The organism is Nocardiopsis xinjiangensis YIM 90004 (assembly GCF_000341145.1).
GTDB lineage: Bacteria > Actinomycetota > Actinomycetes > Streptosporangiales > Streptosporangiaceae > Nocardiopsis > Nocardiopsis xinjiangensis.
Map to the genome: position 1 here is coordinate 1 of NZ_ANBE01000015.1, position 25,008 is coordinate 25,008.

Annotated in this window: 22 protein-coding genes, 2 tRNA genes and 1 pseudogene; 19 read left to right on the forward strand and 6 right to left on the reverse strand. The window is 69.2% G+C overall.

Features of this window, described 5'->3' with window-relative positions; genetic code table 11:
- Positions 1-894, forward strand: an 894-nt coding sequence (locus D473_RS0109620) for an amidase (RefSeq protein ID WP_017608865.1), incomplete at its 5' end; no start/stop codon positions are given.
- On the opposite strand, the gene D473_RS0109625 is transcribed toward D473_RS0109620, so the two are convergent.
- Complete coding sequence (locus D473_RS0109625; protein WP_017608866.1) at positions 797-2,089, reverse strand: MFS transporter; 1,293 nt, start codon at positions 2,087-2,089, stop codon at positions 797-799. The genes D473_RS0109620 and D473_RS0109625 overlap by 98 nt on opposite strands.
- 199 nt (positions 2,090-2,288) lie before the next feature.
- Between D473_RS0109625 and malQ the strand changes: the two genes are divergently transcribed.
- Positions 2,289-4,328 (forward strand): 4-alpha-glucanotransferase, encoded by a 2,040-nt coding sequence (malQ, locus tag D473_RS0109630; RefSeq protein WP_026126793.1) that lies wholly within the window; start codon positions 2,289-2,291, stop codon positions 4,326-4,328.
- Between the two features lie 63 nt (positions 4,329-4,391).
- On the forward strand, positions 4,392-5,045 hold the full coding sequence (locus D473_RS0109635; RefSeq protein WP_017608868.1) for an alpha/beta fold hydrolase: 654 nt from the start codon (positions 4,392-4,394) through the stop codon (positions 5,043-5,045).
- Between the two features lie 90 nt (positions 5,046-5,135).
- Here D473_RS0109635 and pepN read toward each other — a convergent pair whose 3' ends face one another.
- On the reverse strand, positions 5,136-7,685 hold the full coding sequence (gene pepN / locus D473_RS0109640; RefSeq protein ID WP_017608869.1) for an aminopeptidase N: 2,550 nt from the start codon (positions 7,683-7,685) through the stop codon (positions 5,136-5,138).
- Positions 7,686-7,840: 155 nt separating this feature from the next.
- On the opposite strand from pepN, the gene D473_RS0109645 reads away from it, so the two are divergent.
- The 9 genes from D473_RS0109645 to D473_RS0109685 all read left to right on the forward strand — a co-directional run bounded on the left by D473_RS0109645 (position 7,841) and on the right by D473_RS0109685 (position 15,248).
- Entirely contained in the window at positions 7,841-8,464 is a 624-nt protein-coding gene (locus D473_RS0109645) for a mycothiol-dependent nitroreductase Rv2466c family protein (protein WP_017608870.1), read from the forward strand.
- Positions 8,465-8,499: 35 nt separating this feature from the next.
- Positions 8,500-8,655, forward strand: coding sequence for a hypothetical protein (locus D473_RS27645; RefSeq protein ID WP_017608871.1), 156 nt, complete (start codon positions 8,500-8,502; stop codon positions 8,653-8,655).
- Between the two features lie 146 nt (positions 8,656-8,801).
- Positions 8,802-10,223: an aldehyde dehydrogenase family protein gene (locus D473_RS0109655; protein WP_017608872.1), complete on the forward strand. Its 1,422-nt coding sequence runs from the start codon at positions 8,802-8,804 to the stop codon at positions 10,221-10,223.
- 140 nt (positions 10,224-10,363) lie between these two features.
- Positions 10,364-10,507, forward strand: coding sequence for a hypothetical protein (locus D473_RS27650; RefSeq protein WP_017608873.1), 144 nt, complete (start codon positions 10,364-10,366; stop codon positions 10,505-10,507).
- An 87-nt stretch (positions 10,508-10,594) separates the two neighbouring features.
- Complete coding sequence (locus D473_RS0109665; protein WP_026126794.1) at positions 10,595-11,062, forward strand: ribose-5-phosphate isomerase; 468 nt, start codon at positions 10,595-10,597, stop codon at positions 11,060-11,062.
- A 459-nt stretch (positions 11,063-11,521) separates the two neighbouring features.
- Complete coding sequence (locus tag D473_RS0109670; RefSeq protein WP_017608875.1) at positions 11,522-12,625, forward strand: PP2C family protein-serine/threonine phosphatase; 1,104 nt, start codon at positions 11,522-11,524, stop codon at positions 12,623-12,625.
- 278 nt (positions 12,626-12,903) lie between these two features.
- Positions 12,904-14,247 (forward strand): magnesium transporter, encoded by a 1,344-nt coding sequence (gene mgtE, locus D473_RS0109675; protein ID WP_017608876.1) that lies wholly within the window; start codon positions 12,904-12,906, stop codon positions 14,245-14,247.
- A gap of 69 nt (positions 14,248-14,316) precedes the next feature.
- Positions 14,317-14,571 (forward strand): Rv0909 family putative TA system antitoxin, encoded by a 255-nt coding sequence (locus D473_RS0109680; protein WP_017608877.1) that lies wholly within the window; start codon positions 14,317-14,319, stop codon positions 14,569-14,571.
- A gap of 95 nt (positions 14,572-14,666) precedes the next feature.
- Positions 14,667-15,248 (forward strand): (2Fe-2S) ferredoxin domain-containing protein, encoded by a 582-nt coding sequence (locus D473_RS0109685; RefSeq protein ID WP_017608878.1) that lies wholly within the window; start codon positions 14,667-14,669, stop codon positions 15,246-15,248.
- A 33-nt stretch (positions 15,249-15,281) separates the two neighbouring features.
- Here D473_RS0109685 and D473_RS0109690 read toward each other — a convergent pair whose 3' ends face one another.
- Both D473_RS0109690 and D473_RS0109695 read right to left on the reverse strand, forming a co-directional pair.
- Positions 15,282-17,144 carry an ABC transporter ATP-binding protein gene (locus D473_RS0109690; protein ID WP_017608879.1) on the reverse strand — a complete coding sequence of 621 codons (1,863 nt, stop codon included), beginning with the start codon at positions 17,142-17,144 and terminating at the stop codon, positions 15,282-15,284.
- Positions 17,145-17,229: 85 nt separating this feature from the next.
- Positions 17,230-17,733 carry an adenylyltransferase/cytidyltransferase family protein gene (locus tag D473_RS0109695; protein ID WP_017608880.1) on the reverse strand — a complete coding sequence of 168 codons (504 nt, stop codon included), beginning with the start codon at positions 17,731-17,733 and terminating at the stop codon, positions 17,230-17,232.
- Positions 17,734-17,967: 234 nt separating this feature from the next.
- Between D473_RS0109695 and D473_RS0109700 the strand changes: the two genes are divergently transcribed.
- Complete coding sequence (locus D473_RS0109700; RefSeq protein WP_017608881.1) at positions 17,968-18,261, forward strand: hypothetical protein; 294 nt, start codon at positions 17,968-17,970, stop codon at positions 18,259-18,261.
- Positions 18,262-18,649: 388 nt separating this feature from the next.
- Here D473_RS0109700 and D473_RS0109705 read toward each other — a convergent pair.
- A tRNA-Gly gene (locus D473_RS0109705) sits at positions 18,650-18,720 on the reverse strand.
- Between the two features lie 119 nt (positions 18,721-18,839).
- Here D473_RS0109705 and D473_RS0109710 point away from each other — a divergent pair.
- From D473_RS0109710 to clpX, 5 genes are all read left to right on the forward strand, one after another.
- Positions 18,840-18,914, forward strand: a tRNA-Pro gene (locus D473_RS0109710).
- A 234-nt stretch (positions 18,915-19,148) separates the two neighbouring features.
- Positions 19,149-20,576 carry a trigger factor gene (gene tig / locus D473_RS0109715; protein ID WP_017608882.1) on the forward strand — a complete coding sequence of 476 codons (1,428 nt, stop codon included), beginning with the start codon at positions 19,149-19,151 and terminating at the stop codon, positions 20,574-20,576.
- A 276-nt stretch (positions 20,577-20,852) separates the two neighbouring features.
- Positions 20,853-21,416 (forward strand): ClpP family protease, encoded by a 564-nt coding sequence (locus tag D473_RS0109720; RefSeq protein ID WP_017608883.1) that lies wholly within the window; start codon positions 20,853-20,855, stop codon positions 21,414-21,416.
- A 49-nt stretch (positions 21,417-21,465) separates the two neighbouring features.
- Positions 21,466-22,125 (forward strand): ATP-dependent Clp protease proteolytic subunit, encoded by a 660-nt coding sequence (locus tag D473_RS0109725; RefSeq protein ID WP_017608884.1) that lies wholly within the window; start codon positions 21,466-21,468, stop codon positions 22,123-22,125.
- Positions 22,126-22,286: 161 nt separating this feature from the next.
- Positions 22,287-23,564, forward strand: a complete 1,278-nt coding sequence (gene clpX, locus D473_RS0109730) for an ATP-dependent Clp protease ATP-binding subunit ClpX (RefSeq protein WP_017608885.1) — start codon at positions 22,287-22,289, stop codon at positions 23,562-23,564.
- 131 nt (positions 23,565-23,695) lie between these two features.
- Here the strand turns inward: clpX and D473_RS0109735 are convergent, their stop codons facing one another.
- Positions 23,696-24,403, reverse strand: a complete 708-nt coding sequence (locus D473_RS0109735; protein ID WP_017608886.1) for a DUF305 domain-containing protein — start codon at positions 24,401-24,403, stop codon at positions 23,696-23,698.
- 345 nt (positions 24,404-24,748) lie between these two features.
- Between D473_RS0109735 and D473_RS0109740 the strand changes: the two are divergent.
- A pseudogene (locus tag D473_RS0109740) lies at positions 24,749-25,008 on the forward strand (hypothetical protein); the annotation flags it as partial.

Consider the following 25,008-nt stretch of genomic DNA (forward strand, 5'->3'; position numbering starts at 1 on the left):
GGCGGATCGATCCGCATCCCCGGGAGCGCGTGCGGCGTCTTCGGCCTCAAACCCACCCGCGGCCGGGTCTCCGGGGCGCCGAACCGGGCCGACCTGCTCGGGTTGTCCACCTCGGGTCCCCTGACCCGTACCGTCGCCGACGCCGCCCTGCTGCTGGACACCATGGCCTTCAACGCGCCCGGCGACCCGTTCCGGGCACCGGAGCACGAGGGCAGCTTCCTCGACCACGTCCGGGACGATCCCGGGACGCTGCGCGTGGGCACCTGCTCCGGGACCGGTTCCGCTGGTGTGGAGATCCATCCCGACGTCCGTGCCGCGCACGAAGAGACCGTCGCTCTGCTCACCGCCCTGGGGCACGAGGTGGAGGAGGTCGCCGTGCCCCACGACGCACACTTCGGCGGCCACTTCGCCGAGGACTTCGGGGTCCTGTGGGCCGCCATGGCCTCGGCTGCCCCGGTACCTCCCGAGCGCGAACACGAACTGACCGACCTCAACCGGTGGCTGCGCGCACGGGCGCGGGAGACCCCCGCGCCCCGGCTCGTCCACGCGTTGGGCCGCCTGCAGCGGGGCGTGCACTCGTTCATGGCCGCCACCGCGCACCTGGACGTCCTGCTCACCCCGACCCTGGCCCGGCCACCGGTGCCGATCGGGCACTTCACCCGGGAAGGGCCCGAGCAGACGTTCACGCTCATGACGGAGTTCACCCCGTTCACCTCGCTCCACAACGTCTCCGGGCAGCCCTCGGTCACCGTGCCCCTGCACTGGAGCCCGGCCGGCCTGCCCATCGGGTCGATGTTCAGTGCCCCTGCGGGGGGCGAGGGGACGTTGCTGGCGTTGTCGGCCCAGTTGGAGCGGGCCCGTCCGTGGGCAGGCCGGGTTCCGCCGGCCCTCTGATCGCAGGGGGACGCACGAACAGGCTCAGCCCCGACGCGGCCAGCAGGCCCAGGGTGGCCCCCGCCACACCGCCGGCGATTCCGAGGCCGTCGATCATCGCACCCACCGCCGGGCTCGCCAGCGCACCACCGGTGCCCAGCGCGGTCGCCATCCACCCGAAGGCCTCCGAGCGCCGGTCCGAGGGGGCCAGGTCCCCGATACGGCCCATGACCGCCGCCAGCAGCGGGGCCAGAGTCATCCCGGACAGGAACAGCAACGGCAGGATCAACAGCGGGGTCGGCAGGTGCAGCACCGGTGGCATGAACGGCACCAGCAGCAGGAGGCCCGCGGCCGCCGCGAGACTGCGCCGCACCAGACGGGGCCGGCCCGGCAGGCCACCGGCGATCGCCCCGCCCACGAGCGAACCCAGGGCCCACACCGAGGCCAGCACCATGACGTACTGCGGGGTGTTCAGTTCGTTGGCCCAGGCGACGATGGTCAGGTCCATACCGATGACCCCGCCCACGGTCAGCAGGGCCATGGCGAACAGCAACGCCAGCGCCGGGACCCGGATCAGACTGCGGCGCGCGCGGCCGGGGTCCTCGGCACCCTCCTCGACCGGAGCCGGTCCCGTCACTCCGGCCCGACGCAGGGCCAGGAAGAAGCCGATCGCGCCGGCCAGAGCCAGGGCCGCGAGCATCAGCGTCGCCGCGCGGGGACCGGCCGAGGCCACCACTGCGGCGGTGACGACGGGGGAGAAGACGAACAGCAGTTCCTGTGTGGTGGCCTCGGCGGCGTAGATGGCCTGCCGCTCCGGGCCACGGGTCAGACGCGGCCAGAGGCCGCGCACAATCTGGTTGGCCGGACTGCCGAAAACCCCCGTCACCAGGGCCATCGGCACCGCAAGCCACCACAGCGACGCCGGCAGCAGCGCCAACGCGGTGATCCCGATCGCGAACACCACACCGCACACCATGACCAGGCGGTCGCTGCCGCCCCGGTCGGCCATCCGTCCCCGCAAGGGGCCCACCAGCGCCATCCCGAGCGTGAAGGCGCCCGCGACCAGCCCGGCGTAGCTGTAGGATCCGGTCCACTCCTCCACGAGAAAGGTCACCGCGATCATCTGGCCGGGCATGTAGAAACGCGCGAGGAGCGACCAGACCAGTAGGGACAGGACGTGGGGAACGCCGAAGAGGCGGCGGTAGTTGGCCAACACCCTTGCCATTATGCCGAGCGGCCACAGGAGCGGCCCATGCCTTTGCGCGGTGTGCACCCTGTTCGTTCCCTCGGCGCCCGGCTGTCGCGGATGTCCGCCGACGTCTTCGGGGATCCGGACGGTTCCGGGGCCACGTTTGGGCCCCACGCCGAGGTCACCTCCCGTGTGATCGTGGACCGGTGGGGCATGATCGGTTGCTGTGAGGGACGTTCAGTTGGCCCACCTGGCCGAGCAGTACGGAGTCGCGACCGAGTACGAGGACTGGCGCGGGCGACGGGTCGCGGTGAGCCCGGAGACCGTCCGTGCCGTACTCACCGCCCTGGGCGCGGACACCACGGACCCGGAGGCCGCCGCACGTGAACGTGCCCGGCAGCTGCCCCCGGCCGTGGTCGTACGCGAGGGCAAGGCGCCCGACCTGGCGCTGCCCGACGGCGCCCACGGCACGGTCGAGACCGTCGACGGCGCGCTGCTGCCCCTGGGGCCCGGCCTGCCCTTGGGCGCGCACACCCTGCGGGTGACCGCCGCCAACGGCGAACACCAGGCGCCCCTGCTCGTGGTGCCCGACCGGATCGAACCCACGGCACTGCGCCGGAAGAAGCGCTTGTGGGGCCTGATGACCCAGGTCTACAGCGTGCGCTCCCGTGCTTCCTGGGGCACCGGGGATCTGCGCGACCTCGCCGAACTCACCGACTGGAGCGCCCGCGACCTCGGCGCCGACTTCACCCTCGTCAACCCGGTGCACGCCACCGAACCCCTGCCACCGGTGGAGCCTTCCCCCTACCTCCCGGTCAGCCGCCGCTACGCCAGCCCGCTCTACCTCCGTATCGAGGACATTCCGGAGTACGCCCGCCTGGACCCGGCCCAACGCGAAGGCATCCAGCGCCTGGCCCGTCCCCTGCGCGAGAGGGGACGCACCGCCGACCTGCTCGACCGCAACGCCGTGTGGGAGGCCAAACGCCAGGCACTGGAGGTGCTCTTCCAGGTCCAGCGCGCCCCCGGACGAGAGGCCTCCCTGCGCGCCTACCTCGAACGCGAGGGCCGGCCCCTCGTGGAGTTCGCGACCTGGAACGCTCTGGCCGAGGAGTACGGGACCGACTTCCGGACCTGGCCCGAGCACCTGCGCGACGTCGGCCGCCACGCCGTGGGGCAGGAGGCGCTGCGCCTCTGGCCCACGGTGGAGTTCCACCGGTGGCTGCAGTGGCTGCTGGACGAACAGCTCGCCCACGCCCATCACACCGCCGTGAACGCCGGTATGTCCCTGGGTGTGGTCCACGACCTCGCACTCGGAGTGCAGCCCGGCGGTGCCGACGCGTGGATGTACGGTGACGCGCTCGTGCCCGGCCTGCGCGTGGGCGCGCCCCCCGACGAGTTCAACCGGCGCGGACAGGACTGGGGCCAGCCGCCCTGGCACCCGCGCCGGCTGGCCGAACTCGGCTACGCGCCCCTGCGCCAGGTCCTGGGCCAGGCCCTGCGCCACTCCGGCGGTGTGCGTATGGACCACGTCATGGGGCTGTTCCGGGTCTGGTGCGTGCCCGAGGGCGCCTCACCCGACCAGGGCACCTACATCCACTACGACCACGAGGGCACGGTCGGTTCACTGCTGCTGGCAGCACACCGTGCCGACGCGGTCGTCGTCGGCGAGGACCTGGGCACCGTCGAGCCGTGGGTGCGCGAGCACCTCGACGACCGGGGGATCCTGGGTACCTCGGTGTTGTGGTTCGAGCAGGACTCCGGAGGCAGGCCCTTGACCCCGGACCGCTGGCGTACCGACTGCCTGGCGACCGTGGCCACCCACGACCTGCCGCCGGTGGCCTCGTTCCTGTCCACCGAACACGTCGAGCTGCGCGACCGTCTCGGCCTGTTGGGCCGCCCTGTCGCGGAGGAACGCGCCGACGCCGAGGAACGGGTCGAGCGTTGGCGTTGCCTGCTCGTGGAGCTCGGGCTCCTGGACGAGGACGTCGACCCCGTCGCCGACCCGGCCGCCGTCGTGGCCGCCATGCACGCCTACCTCGCCCGGACCCCGGCCCGCATGGTCGGGGTGGCGCTCACCGACGTGGTGGGGGAGCGCCGGATGCAGAACCAACCCGGTACCAGCACCGAGTACCCGAACTGGCGCATCCCGCTCACCAGCGTCGAGGGTGAGCCCGTGCTCGTGGACGAACTGCTCGCCGACCCGCGCATGGTCGCCCGCATCCGCCGCACGGTGGGCCCGGTCGGCGGGGACGGCCAGATCCTCTGATCGGGACGGTACCGGCCACGTGTGCCCCGTGGACTCCGCCACTGCGCGTTGTAGCTTTGGGGGATGGGTACCGAACAGGTGGTCTTCCTCCACGGGCTCGGGGCAGGCTCCGACTCGTGGGACGCCCAGCTCGCCACCCTGCCGGAGGGGTTCTCCGGCTCCGCCCCGCGTATCACCGGCCTGTCCGACGAGGGCGAGGCCGAGTTCTCCTTCGTCTGCGCCGCGGCCGAGCTCGTGCGTGAACTCGACCGGCGCGGCATCGAACGGGCGCACGTGTGCGGCCTCTCGATCGGGGCGATGCTCGCGCTTCGGACCGCCGTCGACCACCCGGACCGCGTCGCGTCGCTGGTGCTCTCCGGCGGGCAGATCAACCCTCCGCAGGTGGTTCTGAACCTGCAGTCGGCCCTGACCCGCATCCTGCCCGCGCGGGTCATCGCGCCCAACGGGATGAGTAAACGGCGGGCGCTCGCGGCCTTGGACGAGGTCTCCCGCGTCGACTTCCGCGCACAGTTGCCCGAGATGGACGTTCCCGCCCTGGTGCTGTGCGGGTCGCGGGACCCGGTGAACCTGCCCGCGGCCAGAGCCACGGCGGCGGGCCTGCCGAACGCGCGGTTGCGGATCGTCGAGGGCGGCGGACACGAGCTCAACGTCCACAAGCCCGCAGACTTCGCCGCCGAACTCGACACGTTCTACCGGGGCGAGGCCCTCTCACGATGACCGGCGGCCGCCGACGCGGCCCGGGACCGGGGCCGGGCCGCCGGGCGCTGCCCCCCCAGCACGGAAGGCAGCGCCCGAAAGAGCGGTTCCTCAGGCGCGGTCGCGACCGGCGGCGGTGTCGACCGCACGGGCCCGCAGGGCGCGGACCACACCGGCGCGTCCCTCGATCAGCAGGCGCCGCAGCGCCGGGGCCGGGTCCTCCTTCTCGAGGTAGGCGTCCGTGCGCTCCACGGTGGACTCCTCCACCAGCGCGCTCGGGTACATCATCTCCGCGAAACTCTGCGCGAACTCACCCGTCCAGCCCTTCCAGGCCGGCTGCAGCTGCGCGAAGTACTTCTCCACGTACGGGCGCAGCAGCTCCGCCTGGTCCGGCTCGGTGAAGCCCAGCAGAGTGGCGCGGAACTCGGCGTTGGCCAGTTCCGAACCCACGATGCCTTCCCACGCGGAGGCCTTGGCCTCCGGGGTGGGGACGGCCGCCCGCGCCCCGGCGGCATTGCGCGCGCCGGTCGCCGTCGGGTCCTTCTCCAGCTCCGCGGCGATCTCGTCCTCGCCGGCCTTGCCGCTGGTGACCAGGCGGCGCAGCAGGGTCCACCGCAGATCGGTGTCCACGGTCAGGCCCTCCACCGCCAGCGCGCCGTCCAGCAGGCCGCGCAGCAGCGACAGGTGCGTCTCGCTCACGGCGGTCGCGGCGAGCGCGTTCACGTACGCCAGCTGCAGGTCGCTGCCGGGCTCGGCGTCGTTGACGAGCTGCTGCAGGTGGTCGGCGAGCTGTTCCTGGCCGGTCGGGCGCCAGCCCTGGTCGGCGTAGTTGACCAGCGCACTGTGAGCCTGGCGCAGCAGGGTCTGCGCGACCATGACGTCGCCGACCCCGCCGATACCGGAGATGACCAGGCGCACGTAGTCGCGGGCGGCCATCTCTCCGTCGCGGGTCATGTCCCAGGCGGCGCCGAAGACCAGCGCCCTCGGCAGGGACTCGCGGATCTGCCCGGCGCTCTCGACGACGGTGGCCAGGGACCGCTCGTCCAGGCGGATCTTGGTGAAGGTCAGGTCGTCGTCGTTGACCAGAACCAGGTCGGGGCGCGCCTGGCCGACCAGCTCGGGCACCTCGGTACGTGCGCCACTGACGTCGAGCTCCACACGTTCACGGCGCACGATGCCCTCGTCGGTGCGGTCGTACAGGCCCACGGCCAGGCGGTGCGAGCGCAGCGTCGGGTGCTCGGGGTCGGCTTCCTGCAGTACCGAGAACGAGGAGAACGTGCCGTCGTCGGCGACCTCGAAGTCGGCGCGCATCGTGTTGACGCCGGCGGACTCCAACCATTCGCGCGACCAGCCCGACAGATCGCGGCCCGAGGCGGCCTCCAAGTGCTTGAAGAGGTCCTTGAGATCGGTGTTGCCGAAGGCGAACTCCTTGAAGTAGGCGCGCACACCAGCGAAGAAGGAGTCCACACCCACGTAGGCCGCCAGCTGTTTCAGGACCGAGGCGCCCTTGGCGTAGGTGATGCCGTCGAAGTTGACCTCGACCGTCTGGATGTCGGTCATGTCCGCGGCGATGGGGTGGGTCGAGGGCAGCTGGTCCTGGCGCAGCGCCCAGGCCTTCTCGATGTTGGCGAAGGTCGTCCACGCCTCCGTCCAACGGGTGGCGTTGACCTGCGCGTACACGCTCGCGTAGGTGGCGAAGGACTCGTTGAGCCACAGGTCGTCCCACCAGCGCATCGTCACGAGGTTGCCGAACCACATGTGCGCCATCTCGTGGAGCAGGGTCTCGGCACGGCGCTCGCGGCGGGCGTCGGTGACCCGGGAGCGGAAGACGTAGTCCTCCAGGAAGGTGACCGCGCCCGCGTTCTCCATGGCACCGGCGTTGAACTCGGGCACGAACAGCTGGTCGTACTTGCCGAACGCGTACCGCACACCGAAGAGCTGGTGGTAGAAGTCGAAGCCGCGCTTGGTGACGTCGAACAGTTCGTCGGAGTCCAGGTACTCGGCCAGGGACGCACGGCAGTACAGACCCAGGTCGATGCCGTCGTGCTCGTCGCGCACCACGTGGTAGGCCCCGGCGATGAGCCCGGTGATGTAGGTCGACATCGGCTCGGTCGCGGGGAAGTGCCAGCGCACACGCCCCCCGGTGCCGGTGTCCTCGCGCGCGGCGTCGGGGGCGTTGTTGGAGATGACCTCCCACTCCGGCGGAGTGAACACCGTCAGTTCGAAGGTGGCCTTCAGATCGGGCTGGTCGAAGCACGCGTACATGCGGTGCGCATCGGCAGTCTCGAACTGGGAGTACAGGTACACGGCGTCGTCGACCGGGTCGACGAAACGGTGCAGGCCCTCGCCCGTGCGCATGTAGGCGGCGTCGGCCACGACCGTGAGCTCGTTGTCGGCGGCGACCCCGGGAAGGGTCAGGCGTTCGCCGTCGAACAGTTCGGCCGGGTCCAGTTCCTGGCCGTTCAGCGTCGCCGACAGGACCCGCGGGGCCGCCAGCTCGATGAAGGTCCGCGCACCCGGTTCCGTGCTGGAGAAGCGGACGACCGTGGTGGACCGGAAGGTCTCTTCCCCGGTCGTCAGGTCCAGCTCCACGGCGTAGGAGTCCACGCTGAGAATGCGTGCCCGCTCCCGAGCCTCGTCCCGCTTGAGGTTGCCCGCCACGCCACGCTCCTTCCACGGCCGCCGTCATCGCCGGCCGGAGATCTCGTTGTCGGTAACGGATCGATCCTGCCACGCGCGGGTGAGGAATGCGCAACCGATCGGTCGGGTTACCACCGAAGAGGAACCCCTGTGTACGTCTGTTCGAGGAGTGAGTGATGAGCGAGGCCGCCGAACAGCGGACCACCGTCGCCGACATGTGGTTCGATCCCCTGTGCCCCTGGGCGTGGATCACGTCGCGCTGGCTGGTCGAGGTCGAGCGGGTGCGCCCTGTGACGGTGCGCTGGCGTGTGATGAGCCTGGCGGTGCTCAACGACGGCCGCGATCTGCCCGCTGAGTACCAGGAGCTCATGGAGCGTTCCTGGGAGGCGGTGCGTGTGTGCACGGCCGCCGAGCAGCGTTTCGGCCCCGAGGTGCTGGGCCCGCTCTACACCGCGATCGGCACACGCTTCCACAACCGTGCAGAAGCCCAGGACACCGCCACGTTGAGGGCCGCTGTGGCCGAGGCGGGCCTGCCCGAGGACCTCGTGGAGGCGGGACGGAGCACCGAATACGATGAGGACCTGCGTGCCTCGCACGCCGAGGCGATGAAGCTGGTCGGCGAGGACGTGGGTACCCCGGTCGTGCAGGTGGAGGACGTGTCCTTCTTCGGCCCGGTCCTCAGCCCGATCCCCCGCGGGGAGGAGGCCGGCAAGCTCTGGGACGGGGTCCGTCTCGTGGCCGGAACCGACGGTTTCTTCGAGCTCAAGCGCACCCGCAACCGCAACCCCGTCTTCGACTGACCGAACCGCTGACCCACCCGAAGGGACGATCCGCCGTGTCCGGACCCGATGAGGACCGTGTCGTCGAGCTCATCGACGACCTCGACATCCTGCCCGACACCACCAGTGACGAGCGCGGGTCGGGTTGGGGAGAGGCTGACGACGACAACACCGCCCGGCTGCTCGAGGACCGCCCTCCCCACTGGGGCTGAGCCGCACCCCGGGTCCGGGCCGTGGGACGCCCGGACCCGGCACGCGGGAACGGGGGCCTGCGGCCCCGGATCCGGCCATCGGTAGTAGCACCGGTACGCCCTCGGGCATCTGGCCAAAGTTCGAGAAGCTCTGGGACAGTGGGAGCATGCGTTCCCTCTACATCGACGGCGCCTGGACGGGCTCCGCCTCCGACGAGGCCATCGAGGTTCTCGACCCGGCCACCGAACAGGTCATCGACACCGTCCCCGCCGGGGCGGCCAAGGACGTCGACAGCGCGGTCGAGGCCGCAGCCGCCGCCTTCCCCGCCTGGTCCCGGCGCCCCCACGGACAACGCGTCACCCATCTGGCCAAGGCCCTGGAACTCTTCGACGAGCGTGCGGAGGACATCGCCGCGCTGCTCACCCGGGACATGGGTGCCCCGGCCGGTTTCTCCCGCAAGGTGCAGGCCGGGCTGCCCCAGATGATGTTCCGGACCTACATCGACCTGGTCGAGGAGCACGGCGAGCGCTACTTCGCCGGCGAGCGCCTCGACAACTCCCTCGTGGTGCACGAGCCCGTCGGTGTGGTCGGTGCGATCACCCCGTGGAACTACCCGCTCCACCAGATCGTGCTCAAGGTCGTCCCGGCCCTGCTCGCCGGCAACACCGTCGTCCTCAAGCCCACCGAGATCGCCCCGCTCAGCGCCTACGCGCTCGCCGAGATCTTCGACGAGGCCGGGATGCCCGAGGGCGTGTTCAACCTCGTCTCGGGCACGGGTCCGGTCGTGGGCGAGGCGATCGCCGCCCACCCCAAGGTCGACATGGTCTCCTTCACCGGCTCGACCCGTGCCGGTACCCGCGTCTCCCAGGTCGCGGCCGAGACCGTCAAGCGTGTCGCCCTGGAGCTCGGCGGCAAGTCCCCGAACGTGATCCTGCCCGATGCCGACCTCGCGCAGGCCGTCAAACGCGGGGTCGCCGACGTCATGCGCAACACCGGGCAGAGCTGCAATGCCCTCACCCGCATGCTCATCCACCGCGACGTCTACGACGAGGCCGTTGAACTGGCCGCCTCCTCCGCCGCCAAGTACGTGCCCGGTGACCCCACCGACAGCTCCACCCGCATGGGCCCGCTCGTCTCGGCCGCCCAGCTGGAGAAGGTGCGTTCCTACATCGAGCTCGCCGGTACCGAGGGCGCCCGCGTCGTGACCGGCGGAGCCGAGCCGGTCGAGGGCCTGGATCAGGGTTACTACGTGAAGCCCACGATCCTGGCCGACGTGCGCAACGACATGCGCGTGGCCCAGGAGGAGATCTTCGGTCCCGTCCTGGCCCTGATCCCCTACGACACCGTCGAGGAGGCCGTGGAGACCGCCAACGACACCGTCTACGGCCTCAACGCCGCGGTCTGGTCGGGTGACCCCGAGCAGGGGCTGGCCGTGGCCCGGCGCCTGCGGGCCGGTCAGGTCGAGCTCAACGGCGGGGCAATGAACCCCCGGGTACCCTTCGGTGGGTACAAACGCTCCGGTAACGGTCGCGAGTGGGGGCTTTCGGGGCTGGAGGAGTTCTGCGAGGTCAAGGCCGTGCAGATGTAGGCCTCCCGGCCCCGGTGTGTGCTTGTTGTCACGCCCCGGTGAGGGGCGGTCGGGGAATCGGGCCCGGTTCAAGCCGCGTTCATGAGTATGGAAAAATCCCGACTGGTCCTTCCCGGTCGAACCCAATCGAGGTGTGTGAGTTGAGCAACAAGCCCAAGGTCTCCAAGGCCGGCCCTCTCAGCAAGGACATCAAGTCCGTCGTGCTCTACAACATGATCGGTGTGGTCTTCATCGTCGGCTTCGGTGCCCTCGGCCTGGGCGTCGCCGCCGCCGCGGGTGTCTGAACCAGGTAGGACCAGAGCGCTGCGCGCCCCGTCCCGGAAAGGCGGGGCGCGGCGCGCTGTGCACCCACGACCTGCAAGACTGGCCCCGTGCGTGTTTACCTTGGATCAGATCATGCGGGCTTCGAGCTCAAAGAACACCTCGTCTCCTGGCTGAAGGAGCAGGGCCACGACGTCGTGGACGCCGGCCCGGTCGCCTTCGACGCCGTGGACGACTACCCGCCCTTCGTCCTCCGTGCAGCCGAGGGCGTGGCCGGGGATCCCGGTTCCCTGGGCCTCGTCATCGGCGGCTCCGGCAACGGCGAGCAGATCGCCGCGAACAAGGTCGAGGGTGTCCGCGCGGCCCTGGCCTGGAGTGAGGAGACCGCGAAGCTGGCGCGGGAGCACAACGACGCCAACGTGCTCGGCATCGGCGGGCGGATGCACTCCTTGGACGAGTCCACCCGCTTCGTCGAGGTCTTCCTCTCCACGCCCTACAGCGACGAGGAGCGCCACACCCGCCGGATCGCGATGCTCTCCCGCTACGAGGAGAGCGGCGAGCTCCCGCCCCTTCCCTGACCCGGCCGAACGTCCCGCGCGTCCCGTGCCACCGCCGGTACGGGGCGCGACCTGTACCGGCCACCGGACCCTTGCGCGCCTCGCCGAGCCATGTTCCACCCTGGTCGGATCAGGTCCCCCGTGAGACTCTGGTCCGGGGCGATCGACCGTGCCCCTGGGCCTCCTCGGGCACTCGGGTTTAGGCCGAACCGTTAACCCGGGTATCGGGGGTCGGCCCTGCCCACCGCGCGTGCTTGGCCGGCACCCTCCGCGCTACAGTTCGTGCACGACCGCGGCCCCCTCATGGCCGCGACGCGGTGAGGACCGCGGGCACCGGCTGCAGAGCCCACCACGACCGGGGTCTGCCCAGGTCCCGAACACGCCGGCCCGGGCCGCCCGTCCGCGTCCGTACCCCTGGTGTCGCGGCAAGCCCCTACCGAACCGACCACCCCGTCCGCGGGTGAGCCGAGCTGAGGAACCATGAACGCCACACCGACCGCCAAGGCGACCCGGCTGTTGCGCTCGACCGCGCAGCGGCTCGTCGCTGTGCTGCGGCGCAAGGTGCTGTTCCGCTACCGGCTGGTGCTCATCACCCTGGTCGTGATCGCGGTCGGGATCGGGGTCGGCGCCGTCTGGGGACCCACCCAGTGGTTTCCGCCCAGTTCCACGATCCTGACCGTGCTCGCCGGCGGGCTCCTGCTCAAGCGCAAGAGCCTGGCCTTCCTGCTCGGAGTGGTCGCCGCCGTCCTGCTCTTCGTCGGTTACATGCTGGACTTCGGCGAGGTGGGGCCCGGACTGCTGGTGACCATCGGTGTCACCGGGGTGCTCTCCTACCTGCTGTCCGGGGTGCGCGAACGCCTGGGAGTGCAGGGCCTGGGCGGTGAGATGATGCTGCTCGACCTGCGCGACCGCCTGCGCCACCAGGGCAAGCTCCCCGAGGTCCCCCAGGGGTGGGGCCGCACCGCCGTCCTGCGCCAGGCCGGGGGTTCCTCTTTCGGCGGCGACTTCGTGGTCTCGCACCGCCAAGGCGACCAGCTCGACATCGCGGTCGTCGACGTCTCCGGCAAGGGTGTGGACGCCGGGACCCGCGCGCTGCTGCTCTCCGGAGCCTTCAGCGGCCTCATCGGAGCGGTGCCCACCCGCGACTTCCTCGCCCACTGCAACGACTACCTCATGCGGCACAGCGAGGGTGAGGGTTTCGTCACGGCCGTGCACCTGAGCGTCGATCTGTCCAGCGGGGCGTACCAGGTCTTCTCCGCAGGCCACCCGCCCGCCGTGCAGTACGACGCCGGCAAGGGCGTGTGGTCCGCCAACGAGGCCAAGGGGGTCGTCCTCGGGGTGATCCCGGAGATGACCTACACCCCTGTCGACGGGCGCCTGCGCCCCGGTGACGGGCTGATGCTCTGCACCGACGGGCTCGTGGAGACCCCCGGCGAGGACCTCGATGCCGGCATCGACCGGCTCCTGGGTGCCGCCGAGACCCTCGTGACCCGCGGTTTCTCCAGCGGGGCCGACGAGGTCGTCGACATCCTCAGCAAGGACAAGAACGACGACTGCGCCCTCGTCGTCCTCTGGCGCGACTGACACGCCCGGACCTCCCCACGCTGCGGCGGACAACCGCCGCCGCCCTCGATGACGGTAGAGTCGTTGTGCTCCCCGTCCCACGTACGGCGCTCGGCCGTACACCGTCCCCGGCACGTCGTGCCCGCTCTTTCCGCCCCCGGGCGCCAACTCAGCACGACCCCACCACGACACCGGGACACGGAGCGGGGCCCTCACCACAGGCCCGGGCCATTCAGAGGATCGGTCGTCCACGGCGCCCCGTGCCCTGTGGGCGTAGGAGATGCGAGGGGGTGCTTCGCATGGCAGAAGGCGAGCGCGCTGAGGAACTGCTCGACCTGGTCGAGGCCAACGACTTGACGGGGATCCGGCTCTGGTTGGCCGAACACAGGCCCTACGAGATCGCCGACGAACTCTCGCGGATGGCCGAGGGCCAGGCGACCATCCCGTTCCGGCTGCTGGACAAGGACCGGGAGCTCGAGGTCTTCGAGGAGCTCGACCCCGCACAGCAGCAGAGCATCCTCCTGGGTCTGCGGGACCACGCCTTCCAGGAGCTCCTGGAGGAGATGAACCCCGACGACAGGGCCCGCCTCCTCGGGGAAGTGCCCGCCAAGATCGCCACCCGCGCCCTGGCCGGCCTCAGCCCCTCCGAACGCCGGATGACCGCCGCGCTTCTCGGTTACCCCGAGAACTCCGTCGGCCGTTTCATGACCCCCGAGACGGTCATCCTCCACCGCGACCTCACCGTGAGCCGCGCCCTGGAGGTCGTGCGTGCCAAAGGCGCCGATGTCGAGAACATCTACACGCTTCCCGTGGTCAGCGACGGCAGGCGCATGGTCGGCACCGTCACTCTCGGAAACCTGGTCATCTCCGATGCCGACCGTCTGCTCAAGGACGTCGTCGACGTGTTCGCGCCCCGGGTGCGTGCCTACGAGTCCGTCGAGCGCGCCGCCCGACTCATGCAGGAGGCCAACCTGGTCGCCCTGTCGGTGGTCGACTCCGAGGAACGTTTCGTCGGCATGCTGACCTTCGACGACGCCCTGGAGGTCATCGAGGCGGCCGACACCGAGGACATGGCCCGCCAGTCCGGTGCCAGCCCGGTCAGTGACCACTACGTCTCCGTGAGTGTGCTGCGTCTGGTCGGCGCGCGGGCGGTGTGGCTGATGGTGCTGCTGGTGGCGGCCACGCTCACCGTCAACGTCATGCAGGCCTACGAGGCCACACTCGAACAGGTCACCGCGTTGGCGTTGTTCGTGCCCATGCTCATCGGTACCGGCGGCAACGTCGGCGCCCAGTCGGCCACGGCGATCGTGCGTGCTCTGGCCGTGGGCGAGGTCCGGGTGCGCGATCTGCCAAGGGTGCTGTGGAAGGAGAGCCGGGTCGGTTTCATGCTCGGGCTGACCCTGGCCGCCCTGGCCCTGGGCATCGGCTCGTTCCTGGTGGGTACGACCATCGCCTCGGTCGTGGCGTGCACCGTCATCGCGATCTGTACCTGGGCTGCGATCATCGGCTCGGCCATGCCCCTGCTGGCCAACAAGGTCGGGGTGGACCCGGCGGTGGTCTCCTCGCCCATGGTCGCCACGCTCGTCGACGCCACCGGCCTCATCATCTACTTCTCCATCGCCCGGATGATCCTCGGTATCTGAACCGACGATAGGTTGCCCCTTCGAGCGGGTATTGCTCCGGCAAGACCACCGATCGAAGGGGGATGCATCATGTCCGGTGCTTCGGACGCGTTCAACAAGCTGCGTAAAGCGGTCGACGACAACGCGGACAAGGTCCAGGGGATGGTCGGCAAGGCCGCCAACGCGGCGAAGAAGGCCACGGGCGGCGCCCACGACGACAAGATCGACAAGGGCGCCCAGGCGGCCGAGGACTATCTGGACAAGCGATCGGGGCAGGAGGAGGGCTCCGGCGAAGAGGGCAAGGACGACAAGGGCGATCAGGAAGGCAAGGACGACCGGAAGTGAGCCTCGGACGGTGAGGGGCGACACACCGCGCGGCCGCGCACGGGACGTAACCTGTGGTCAGGCGAGGCAAACCTGACCGATATTCGTCCCAGGGGGTGCGTGTGAGCTCCGTCGGTGACGCTCCCTGCCGTCTCACGGTCTGCCGGGGATGCTGCTGCGGCACCCGCAAGAAGGTCCCCGGGGTCGACCACGAAGCCCAGTTCGCCCGTCTCAGCGCCATCGACGACCACACCGGGCGCACCGTGCCCGTGCGCCGGTCCGAGTGCCTGGACCTCTGCTTCGAGGCCAACGTCGTGGTCGTGCAGCCCTCGGCCCAGGGGCGCGCGGCCGGCGGGCGCCCGGTATGGCTGGGCCGCGTCACCGACGAGCACCTCGTCGAGGCGCTCGACGACTGGATCTTCGAGGGCGGTCCCGGGATCGCGCCGCTGCCCGAGGCCCTGCGGTCCCACGTGACCTCGAAGGACGCCGAGAAACCCGGGAAGGGCGAGAAGGCGAAGAAGGACAAGGCCGACAAGGGCGCCCCGGGCCGAGAGACGGACAGCAAGAACGACCGGGACGAGAAGCGCAGGAAGAAGCGCAAGAAGGCCGAGAAGAAGGCCCGGAAGAAGTCCGAGAAGGCGGCGAAGGCCGAGCGCCGGGCCGAACGGGGGCACGGGACCGACCCGGCCGCCGCCTGAGGGGCGGAGCCGCCCCGGCCCGCCCCCGCCTCCTCAGTGCTCCTGCGAGGCGAACTGAGTGCGGTACAGGGCCGTGTACAGCCCGCCTCCGTCCAGCAACTCGTCGTGGGTGCCCCGCTCCAGGATCCGGCCGTCCTCCAGCACCAGGATCTGATCGGCCTCGCGCACTGTCGCCAACCTGTGCGCGATCACCAACGAGGTCCGGCCCGCCAGCGCCTCCGCCAGAGCCTCCTGAACGGCCGCCTCCGACTCCGAGTCCAGGTGCGCGGTCGCCTCGTCCAGCACCACCACCGACGGGGCCTTCAACAACAGCCGCGCGATGGCCAGACGCTGCTTCTCCCCACCGGAGAGCCGGTACCCGCGGTCGCCGACCATGGTCTCCAGCCCGTCGGGCAGCTGGTCCAACAGCGCACCCAGACGTGCCATCCGGAGCGCCTCCACCAGTTCCTCGTCGGTGGCCTGGGGATTCGCGTAACGCAGGTTGGCTCCCACGGTGTCGTGGAAGAGCTGGGCGTCCTGGGTGACCACACCCACCGAGTCGCGCAACGAGTCGCCCGCGGCCTCGCGCAGGTCCAGTCCGCCCACACGCACAGTCCCCTCCGTCGGGTCGTACAGACGCGAGACCAGGTGCGTGAGGGTGGTCTTGCCGGCCCCCGACGGGCCCACGAGCGCCACCATGCGACCGGGCTCGGCGTGGAAGGAGACCCCGTTCAGCACCTGGGTGTCGTCGCTGCTCTGAGCCTGCGGGGTCAGCTCCAGGGAGGCGACCGAACTCTCCGCGGCGTTCGGGTAGCGGAAGGAGACACCGTCGAACTCCACCGACAGCGGGCCCTCGGGCAACGGGCGTGCGTCCGGGCTCTCCTTGATCGCCGGCTCCAGGTCCAGGACCTCGAAGACCCTGTCGAAGGAGACCAGCGCCGTCATGATCTCCACGTGCACGTTGGACAACGTGGTGACGGGCCCGTACAGCCGGGCCAGCAGCGTCGTCAGCGCGACCAGCGTGCCGACCTCGAAGGCGTCGCCCACGGCCAGCACACCGCCCACGCCGTAGACCATCGCCGTGGCCAGGGCCGTGATCGTGGACAACATCGTGAACAGCAGCCCACCGTAGACCGCTTGCCGCACCCCGAGCTCGCGCACGCGCGCGGCCCGGTTCGAGAACCCGGCGGACTCCTCGGAAGGGCGCCCGTAGAGCTTGACGAGCATAGCCCCGCCGACGTTGAAACGCTCGGTCATGAGTGAGCTCATCTGGGCGTTGTTGTCCATCGCGTCGCGGGAGATCACCGCGAGCTTGCGGCCCAGGACCTTCGCCGGAACGATGAACAGCGGGATCATCGCCAACGCCGCCAGGGTGACCTGCCAGGACAGCGCCAGCATCGTGATGAGTACCGCCACCAGGCTCACCAGGTTGGTCACCACCGACTGCAGCACCGAGGTGATCGCGCGCTGGGCCCCCACCACGTCGGTGTTGAGCCGGCTGATCAACGACCCGGTCTGTGTGCGGGTGAAGAACGCGATCGGCATGCGTTGCACGTGGGTGAAGACCTGGGTGCGCAGCAGGTAGATGACGCCTTCGCCGATGCGGGAGGACAACCAGCGGCCGGTCAGGGTGATCAGACCCTCCAGGACCGCCAGCACACCCGCCGCGACCGCCAACCACACCACGATCGAGGTGTCGCCGGGGATGATGCCCTCGTCGATGATGGCTCGCAGCAGCAGAGGGTTGGCCACGACGATGCCCGCACCGAGTGCAGTCACCAACAGGAACAGCGTGATGGAACGCCAGTGCGGAACGGCGTAGGACAGGATGCGCTGTGTGAGCCCGGGCGGTAGTGCCTGCCCTTGCGCGCTCCCGTCATTGACCAAGGCCCTGTAGGAGGGCCTGCCTGACATCATGGCAGCCTCTTCGTGTTCGCGGATTCGCCGAGCATCAACACCGGGGGAGGGGAACCTCTTCCCGGCTGGACCGCGTACCGGGCCCTCAGAGGGAGTGGGCCAGGCGCCCCAGGGCCGCCGTCGTGGACCGGCCGGGGGTGAAGGGCAGCTCCCACGCCTGTGCGTCGAGGGCCTCGGCGCCCCGGATCTTGGCATGGGTGTAGCGGTCGCCCTCGGTGAAGGCCAGAGCCGCGGGGGCGATCGGACGCAGGACGTCGGAGTAGGCAGTCCAGTCGGCGACCTCGGGTGCGCCGTCGATGACGAACGAACCGCTCACGCAGGCCAGAGCGGCGATGGTCTCGGCACGCTCCTCGGCCGGGTTGACCGGTCGTCCCGGGCCCTTCCAGGCGCGCACCCGTTGGTCGGACTCGATGCCCACGACCAGGGGGAGCCCGCGCTCGGCGATGGATTGCAGGAAACGCACGTGCCCCACGTGCAGGACGTCGAAGACCCCGGTGACCACAACCGGTCGCTCCAGGGGATCCGGCCGGTCGAACCAGTGCGCGCGCAGGGGGCTGACCGCCTTGTGCTGCGCGTCCGTCTCCGTCATGCCGCCACCTGTTCTCGATGCGCTCGAGGGTGCCCGTGCCGGGTTCGTGCTCACAGGCCCACCCGAGAGGTCAACGTACCTCTTTGAAGTGGGTATTCCGGCGCACGGGCCGTACGAAACCGTATCGGAGGTGCCCGGGATCACAGCCGGTTCCGCCCGTGCGGGCACGAACCGGGCACCCGTGCGCTGCGTCCCACTCTCGGAACACAGAGACTCTCCTGAGAGGAAGTGCGCATGGCATGGGTCGTGTTGGTCGAGGAGTCCGAGGGCCTCGGACGGGACCGGTGGCGCTGGGCGATGACCGGTGTCCGGGCCGGCCCCTTCGCGGACTTCGATGGCGCCGCTGACGCGGCGCTGCGCTCGACACGTGATTACCGGCCCCACCACCCCTGGTCGGAACGGGAACGCAACGCGTACCGGGTCTCGCCCAGTGAGTACATCGTGCGCGTGGTCGGTGCCACGGCCGATTTCCACTTCCGCGTCTCTGTGGCCGAGGTCATCGAACCGGGCACCGGGCACCCGGTGTGACACGGGCTCCGCGAACGCACCTCGGGCCCCGGAAACAAACACGGGTACTGCGAGGTGGGCGAGAGATGCGTAAGCGGCCTCGCGAGCAGCAGCCATGCCGTGCGCGAGTGTGTGCGTAGGGCGGTCCCGCGAGCGGCAGCCATGCCGTGCGCGAGTGTGTGCGTAGGGCGGTCCCGCGAGCGGCAGCCATGCCGTGCGCGAGCGTTAGCGAGCGCACACCGGGGGTTCGGGGGGTCGTCCCCCCGAGAGGAACGAGGAACGCGGAGCGAGCCGGTGCACGAAGTGCACAGGGCTCGCTCCGAGCGGAGGGGGGTTCGGGGGGTCGTCCCCCGAGAGGAACGCGGAGCGAGCTGCGCGTGCGAAGCACGCGCAGCTCGCCCGTGAGCGGAGCGGGCGACGAGAATCGAACTCGCATAACCAGCTTGGAAGGCTGGGGTTCTACCATTGAACTACGCCCGCGTGGCGTCGGAGTCTTCGAGTTTCCTCTAGACTCGTTGAGCCGACGGAGACAAGAGTACAGTCTTTGGGGTGGTGTTCGCACACTCGTCCCGGGGATGCCATCCTTGGGTCCGGCGCAGCGGGGTGTAGCGCAGCTTGGTTAGCGCGCATGCTTTGGGAGCATGAGGCCGCGGGTTCGAATCCCGCCACCCCGACGGAACCGACCTCGGTGACACGGCTTCTGAAAGTTGTGCGCCGTGGTCCCCTGTTTGTCTGCCCTAGACTTGGTGCGATCAGCAGGAAACTGTAAGTCCCAGCCCGTCGCAGGGCACCCCTTCAGAACACGGTCGTCAGACTGGTCCCGGGGTGCGCGCGTGCATTCGCCGTTCGAGTGGTGCGCTTGCGGGCCGACGCGGACATCCAGCCGGCAAACCTAGGAGTACCGCCCCGTGAAGACCGATGTCGAGGAGCTCAGCCCCACCCGGGTCAAGCTGACCGTCGAGGTGCCCTTCGATGAGCTCGAGCACGCTTTCGACGTGACCTACAAGTCGCTCGCTAAGCAGGTTCGGATCAAGGGCTTCCGCCCGGGCAAGGCGCCGGCGCGGCTGATCGACCGATACGTCGGCCGTGGCGCTGTGATCAGCGAAGCGGTCAACCACGCCGTTCCCGAGCTCTACAACGAGGCCGTCCAGAGCGAGGAGATCTTCGCGCTCGGCCAGCCCGACGTGGAGGTCACCAAGCTCGAGGACAACGACGAGCTCGCCTTCACCGCCGAGGTCGATGTCCGGCCCAAGTTCGAGGTGGAGGACTACAAGGGCATCGAGGTGACCGTCGACAACGCCGAGGTCACCGACGAGCAGGTCGACGAGCAGGTCAGCACCCTGCGCGAGCGTTTCTCCACTCTCGTTGGTGTGGACCGCCCCATCGAGGACGGCGACCACCTGTCCATCGACCTGTCCGCTTCCGTGGACGGGGAGAAGCTCGAGGACGTCGCTGTCAGCGGCCACTCGTACGAGGTGGGCACCAACAACATGCTCGAGGGCCTCGACGAGACCCTGCGCGGCATGGAGTCCGGTGGCGAGGCGACCTTCAGCACGACCCTCGTCGGTGGTGACCACGAGGGTAAGGAAGCGGACGTCACCGTCACCGTGCACAGTGTGAAGGCCAAGGAGCTCCCGGAGCTGGACGACGAGTTCGCTCAGCTCGCCAGCGAGTTCGACACCATCGACGAGCTCCGTGACGACGTGCGCAACCGCATGTCCGAGGTCCGTCGCATGCAGCAGGTCTCCTCCGCCCGTGACAAGGCCCTCGAGAAGCTCATCGAGCAGATCGACCTGCCGCTGCCCGACACCGTGGTCGACGAGGAGATCGACCGCCGCCGTCAGAGCCTGGAGCAGCAGCTCAGCCAGAGCGGCCTGAGCAAGGAGGCCTACCTCGAGTCGCAGGAGAAGACCGAGGAGGAGTTCGAGGAGGAGCTCAAGGCCGGGGCCGGTTCCGCGGTCAAGGCCGGTTTCATCCTCGACCAGCTGGCCTTGCAGGAGGACCTGAGCGCCGACCAGAGCGAGCTCAGCCAGTACGTGTTCGAGCAGGCCCAGCGCATGGGCGTCAGCCCGGACCAGCTCGCGCAGCACCTCGTCGAGTCCGACCAGATCCGTGTCGCCTTCACCGAGGTCGTGCGCGGCAAGGCGATGGACCTGGTCCTGGCCAACGCCGAGATCACCGACGAGGACGGCAACGTCGTCGAGCAGGAGAGCGCCTCCGAGACCGAGGAGGCCGCCCAGGCCGCCGCGGCTGCCGCTGTCGAGGCCTCCGGCGAGTCGGCCGAGGCCGCTCAGGAGGACGCCGAGGAGAGCAAGGACGAGGCCGAGTCCAAGTAGTCCGCCCCGTCCGGGTGCGTGCTTCGGGCCCCGCTGATGACCTCAGGGTCGACGGCGGGGCCCGCCGCGTTCGCCGGTGGGGAAATACCCAGAGCAGAGCTGCGAGCACCCCTGCGCTCAAAGCGAACAGCCTCGGGATCCGTGCGTCCACGGTGCCTGGCGGCGTTAGTGTCTGGTGTATCGCAGCCTTCGATTCCGGAGCAGGTGACGAGAGTGCCGCCGATTGATGAGTCCACGTTCGACGCTCGTATGTCGGACCCGCAGCTTTCCCCTTTTATGGAGCAGACGCCTCAGCGCCTGCTGCGCCAGCGAATCGTCTTCCTCGGGCAGCAGGTCGATGACGAGATCGCCAACCGTCTCGTGGGTGAGCTCCTGCTGCTGTCCGCGGAGGACCGCCAGCAGGACATCACGATGTACGTCAACTCGCCCGGTGGTTCGGTGACCGCCGGTATGGCGATCTACGACGTCATGCAGTACATCCCCAACGACGTCCGGACCGTCGGTATCGGTCTGGCCGCGTCCATGGGCCAGATGCTGCTGTGCGCGGGTGCCCAGGGCAAGCGTTACGCTCTGCCGCACACGCGCGTCATGATGCACCAGCCCTCCGGCGGCATCGGGGGTACGGCCTCCGATATCCGTATCCTCGCCGACCAGCTTCTCTACGTGAAGAAGATGTTCCTGGAGCGGGTCTCCCTCCACACCGGTCAGCCGCTCGAGCAGATCGAGAAGGACGCCGACCGGGACCGTTGGTTCACGGCCCAGCAGGCCCTGGAGTACGGCTTCATCGACGAGGTCCTGGAGGGGAGCCTCGGCGTGAACGCGGACCCGAACCAGAGTTGAGCCCGTCGTACCTTGTTCCAGGAACGGCGTAGTGCGTGGAAGGCGTGAAATGACCGAGTTCAACCCGAGCAGTCTCATCGGCGGCATGGCCCCCTCGGCTCCGCAGAGCCGCTACGTCCTGCCGTCCTTCACCGAGCGGACGTCCTACGGCGTCAAGGAGATGAATCCGTACAACAAGCTCTTCGAGGAGCGGATCATCTTCGTCGGCGTGCAGATCGACGACGTCTCGGCCAACGACCTGATGGCCCAGCTGATCACGCTGGAGCAGCTCGACTCCGAGCGCGACATCCAGATGTACATCAACTCTCCGGGTGGTTCGTTCACGTCGCTGATGGCGATCTACGACACCATGCAGTTCGTCCGCCCCGACGTCCAGACAGTGTGCATCGGCCAGGCGGCCTCGGCTGCGGCGATCCTGCTCGCCGGCGGCACGAAGGGCAAGCGCGGTGCGCTGCCCAACGCCCGGATGATGATCCACCAGCCCGCCACCGAGGGCATGCACGGCCAGGCCAGTGACATCGAGATCCAGGCCAACGAGATCACCCGGATCCGTCAGCAGCTGGAACAGACGCTGTCCAAGCACACCGGGCGTACGGCCGAGCAGGTTTCCGAGGACATCGAGCGGGACAAGATCCTGACCTCCGATGAGGCCGTCGACTACGGTCTCATCGACTTCGTGCTTCCCTACCGCAAGGCTTCCCTGAAGTAGGCTGCACGCGACGTGAGTGTCGGACCGGACCGGATCCCTGACCTGCCTGGAACAGTCCGGGTGGTGAAGCCGGTCCGGTTCGTCGCTTAGTCTGGCGAAGAGCGACGCACAGATCGCCTCGCCCACCGGGCGGGGTGGCCTTAGTTTTGAGGAGTGGCTGGGTGGCACGCATCGGTGACGGCGGGGACCTGCTGAAGTGCTCGTTCTGTGGCAAGAGCCAGAAGCAGGTGAAGAAGCTCATCGCGGGCCCCGGTGTCTACATCTGCGATGAGTGCATCGAACTGTGCAACGAGATCATCGAGGAAGAGCTCGCGGACGCCACCGACCTCACCTGGGACTCGCTGCCCAAGCCCCGCGAGATCTACGAATTCCTCGACTCCTACGTGATCGGCCAGGAGCGCGCGAAGAAGGCGCTCTCGGTGGCCGTCTACAACCATTACAAGCGTGTGCGTTCGGAGGGTGAGCGGCCCGGCGACGAGGACGTCGAGATCGCCAAGTCCAACATCCTCCTGCTGGGCTCCACGGGTTCGGGCAAGACGCTGCTCGCGCAGACCCTCGCCAAGATCCTCAACGTGCCTTTCGCCATCGCCGACGCCACGGTCCTGACCGAGGCCGGCTACGTGGGTGAGGACGTCGAGAACATTCTCCTGAAGCTGGTCCAGGCCGCCGACTACGACGTCAAGAAGGCCGAGACCGGAATCATCTACATCGACGAGATCGACAAGGTCGCCCGCAAGAGCGAGAACCCGTCGATCACCAGAGACGTCTCCGGCGAGGGTGTGCAGCAGGCGTTGCTGAAGATCCTGGAGGGCACCTCCGCGAGCGTGCCTCCTCAGGGCGGACGCAAGCACCCGCACCAGGAGTTCATCCAGATCGACACCACCAACGTGCTCTTCATCTGTGGTGGTGCTTTCGCGGGTCTGGACCAGATCATCGACTCGCGCACCGGTCAGCAGGGCATGGGCTTCAACGCCGAGCTGCGGCCGAAGGACGAGGCCGACAGCAGCCAGGTCTTCTCCGAGGCGATGCCCGAGGACCTGCTCAAGTTCGGCATGATCCCGGAGTTCATCGGCCGTCTGCCGGTGATCACGAGCGTGCACGACCTCGACAACTCCGCGCTCATCCGGATCCTCACCGAGCCCAAGAACGCGCTGGTCAAGCAGTACCAGCGGCTGTTCGACCTCGACGACGTGGAGCTGGAGTTCACCGAGGACGCCCTTTCGGCCATCGCCGAGCAGGGCATTATCCGCGGCACCGGCGCCCGCGGTCTGCGCGCGATCATCGAGGAGGTCCTGCTCTCGGTGATGTATGAGGTGCCCAGCCGCGAGGACGTCGCCCAGGTGATCATCACCCGCGAGTCCGTCGAGGAGCACGTGAACCCGACGATCGTGCCCCGCAACCAACGCGGTGACGACGGGCAGCAGGAGAAGTCGGCCTAGGCCTGTCCACCAAGAGACTCTGCGGGGGGCGGTTCCGGGCTCTTCCGGGGCCGCCCCCGACGTGTGTTCTCCCGCTGTACGGGGGCGGCACGAAGAGGAATCCGTCCTCTGGCGAGTGCCCCGTACCGGGGTCAGCCGTCCTCGAGGATGCGTTCCATACGGGCGATCTCGGTGTTCTGCTCGGCGATGAGGTCGTTGGCCATTTCCAGGACCTGGCGATCGCTGCCGTCGGTCATGACGTTCTCGGCCATCGTGACGGCGCCGCGGTGGTGCTCGCTCATGAGTTCCACGAAGAGCTGGTCGAAGTCGTCGCCCTCGGAGGCCTCCAGGCGTTCGAGCTCCTCCTCGGAGGCCATGCCCTCCATGTCGTCGTGGTCGACGTCGAGCACACACTCGGCGACGTCCTCGCCCCCGGCGTGGTGGCCGCTGTCCCCGTCGAGGCCGCAGAAGTTCTGGTGGGCGGCGTTCTCGCGGGCCGGCGCGAAGACGTTCTCCTCCAGCCAGCTCTCCATCGCGGTGATCTCCGGGCCCTGGGCGGCGGCGATGCGGTCGGCGATGCGCTCGATGTCCTCGCGCTCGTACCGCTCCGGGGCCAGGTCGGTCATCTCCAGGGCCTGCTCGTGGTGCTCGATCATCATCACGAGGTAGTCGACGTCGGCCCCGTTGTGGCCCTGTTCCTCGGCGAGGGCGGCGAGCTGCTCCTGAGTGGCCGGTGTGGAGGACTCCCCGGGGGCGCCGGGAGCGATGACGTTGGCGGACCCCTGGTCGGCGTCGTCGGTGCAGGCGGTGGCGGCGAGCAGGATCAGGGCCGATCCGGTGGCGAGGGCGAGGCGACGCACGAGGTGTCCTCCAAGGGTGGGGGCGGGAGCGGACCTCGGGCCCGCGGTGTCGGCCGTGTGCGACACCATGCGGGGTTTTCTACTCAGTCGGCGCGCGTTTTGTCCAGCCCTGGAAGCCGGTGGTGTGCCCCTGGCAGAGGTCGCCCACTTCGATCACGGCCGGTGGGACCCGGACACGTGCCGCGCACGCGGGCTGCCGTTCTTGTCCTTCGGCAGATGTGGGGTCTGTCCGGCCTCTGACACACCTGCATAGAGAACAAGTTTTCTTTTTGTCCCCCTATGCATTCTGATGTTGAACTGTGTACATTCTTCCTGTTTAACTTCATTCGGACTTCAGGAGTACGCATGACGTCTTCCCCCGATCTCCCCAGACGTCGACACTCCGGCACCCTCAAAGGTGCGGCCTCCCTCGCCGCCGCCGCCCTTGCCCTGTCGGTCCTGACCCCCGCTTCGGCGAATGCTGACGCGCCCCCCTTCGAGAGCGACGCCGACACCAGCCCCGACATCACGCACGTGGCCAACGTCCCCAAGTCCGAGGCCATGGGCGGGTGGAACTCCGATCTGGCCTTCACCGGTGACCACGTCATCGGTGGCAACTACGACGG

Bases quoted from the DNA above. Each gene is read 5' to 3' on its own strand.
- D473_RS0109670 (WP_017608875.1), top strand. From the start codon at position 11,522: ATGAACGCCACACCGACCGCCAAGGCGACCCGGCTGTTGCGCTCGACC.
- D473_RS0109655 (WP_017608872.1), top strand. From the start codon at position 8,802: ATGCGTTCCCTCTACATCGACGGCGCCTGGACGGGCTCCGCCTCCGAC.
- mgtE (WP_017608876.1), top strand. From the start codon at position 12,904: ATGGCAGAAGGCGAGCGCGCTGAGGAACTGCTCGACCTGGTCGAGGCC.
- D473_RS0109695 (WP_017608880.1), bottom strand. From the start codon at position 17,733: ATGACGGAGACGGACGCGCAGCACAAGGCGGTCAGCCCCCTGCGCGCG.
- D473_RS0109645 (WP_017608870.1), top strand. From the start codon at position 7,841: ATGAGCGAGGCCGCCGAACAGCGGACCACCGTCGCCGACATGTGGTTC.
- D473_RS0109725 (WP_017608884.1), top strand. From the start codon at position 21,466: ATGACCGAGTTCAACCCGAGCAGTCTCATCGGCGGCATGGCCCCCTCG.
- D473_RS0109690 (WP_017608879.1), bottom strand. From the start codon at position 17,144: ATGATGTCAGGCAGGCCCTCCTACAGGGCCTTGGTCAATGACGGGAGC.
- D473_RS0109680 (WP_017608877.1), top strand. From the start codon at position 14,317: ATGTCCGGTGCTTCGGACGCGTTCAACAAGCTGCGTAAAGCGGTCGAC.
- D473_RS0109635 (WP_017608868.1), top strand. From the start codon at position 4,392: ATGGGTACCGAACAGGTGGTCTTCCTCCACGGGCTCGGGGCAGGCTCC.
- D473_RS0109700 (WP_017608881.1), top strand. From the start codon at position 17,968: ATGGCATGGGTCGTGTTGGTCGAGGAGTCCGAGGGCCTCGGACGGGAC.
- D473_RS0109720 (WP_017608883.1), top strand. From the start codon at position 20,853: ATGGAGCAGACGCCTCAGCGCCTGCTGCGCCAGCGAATCGTCTTCCTC.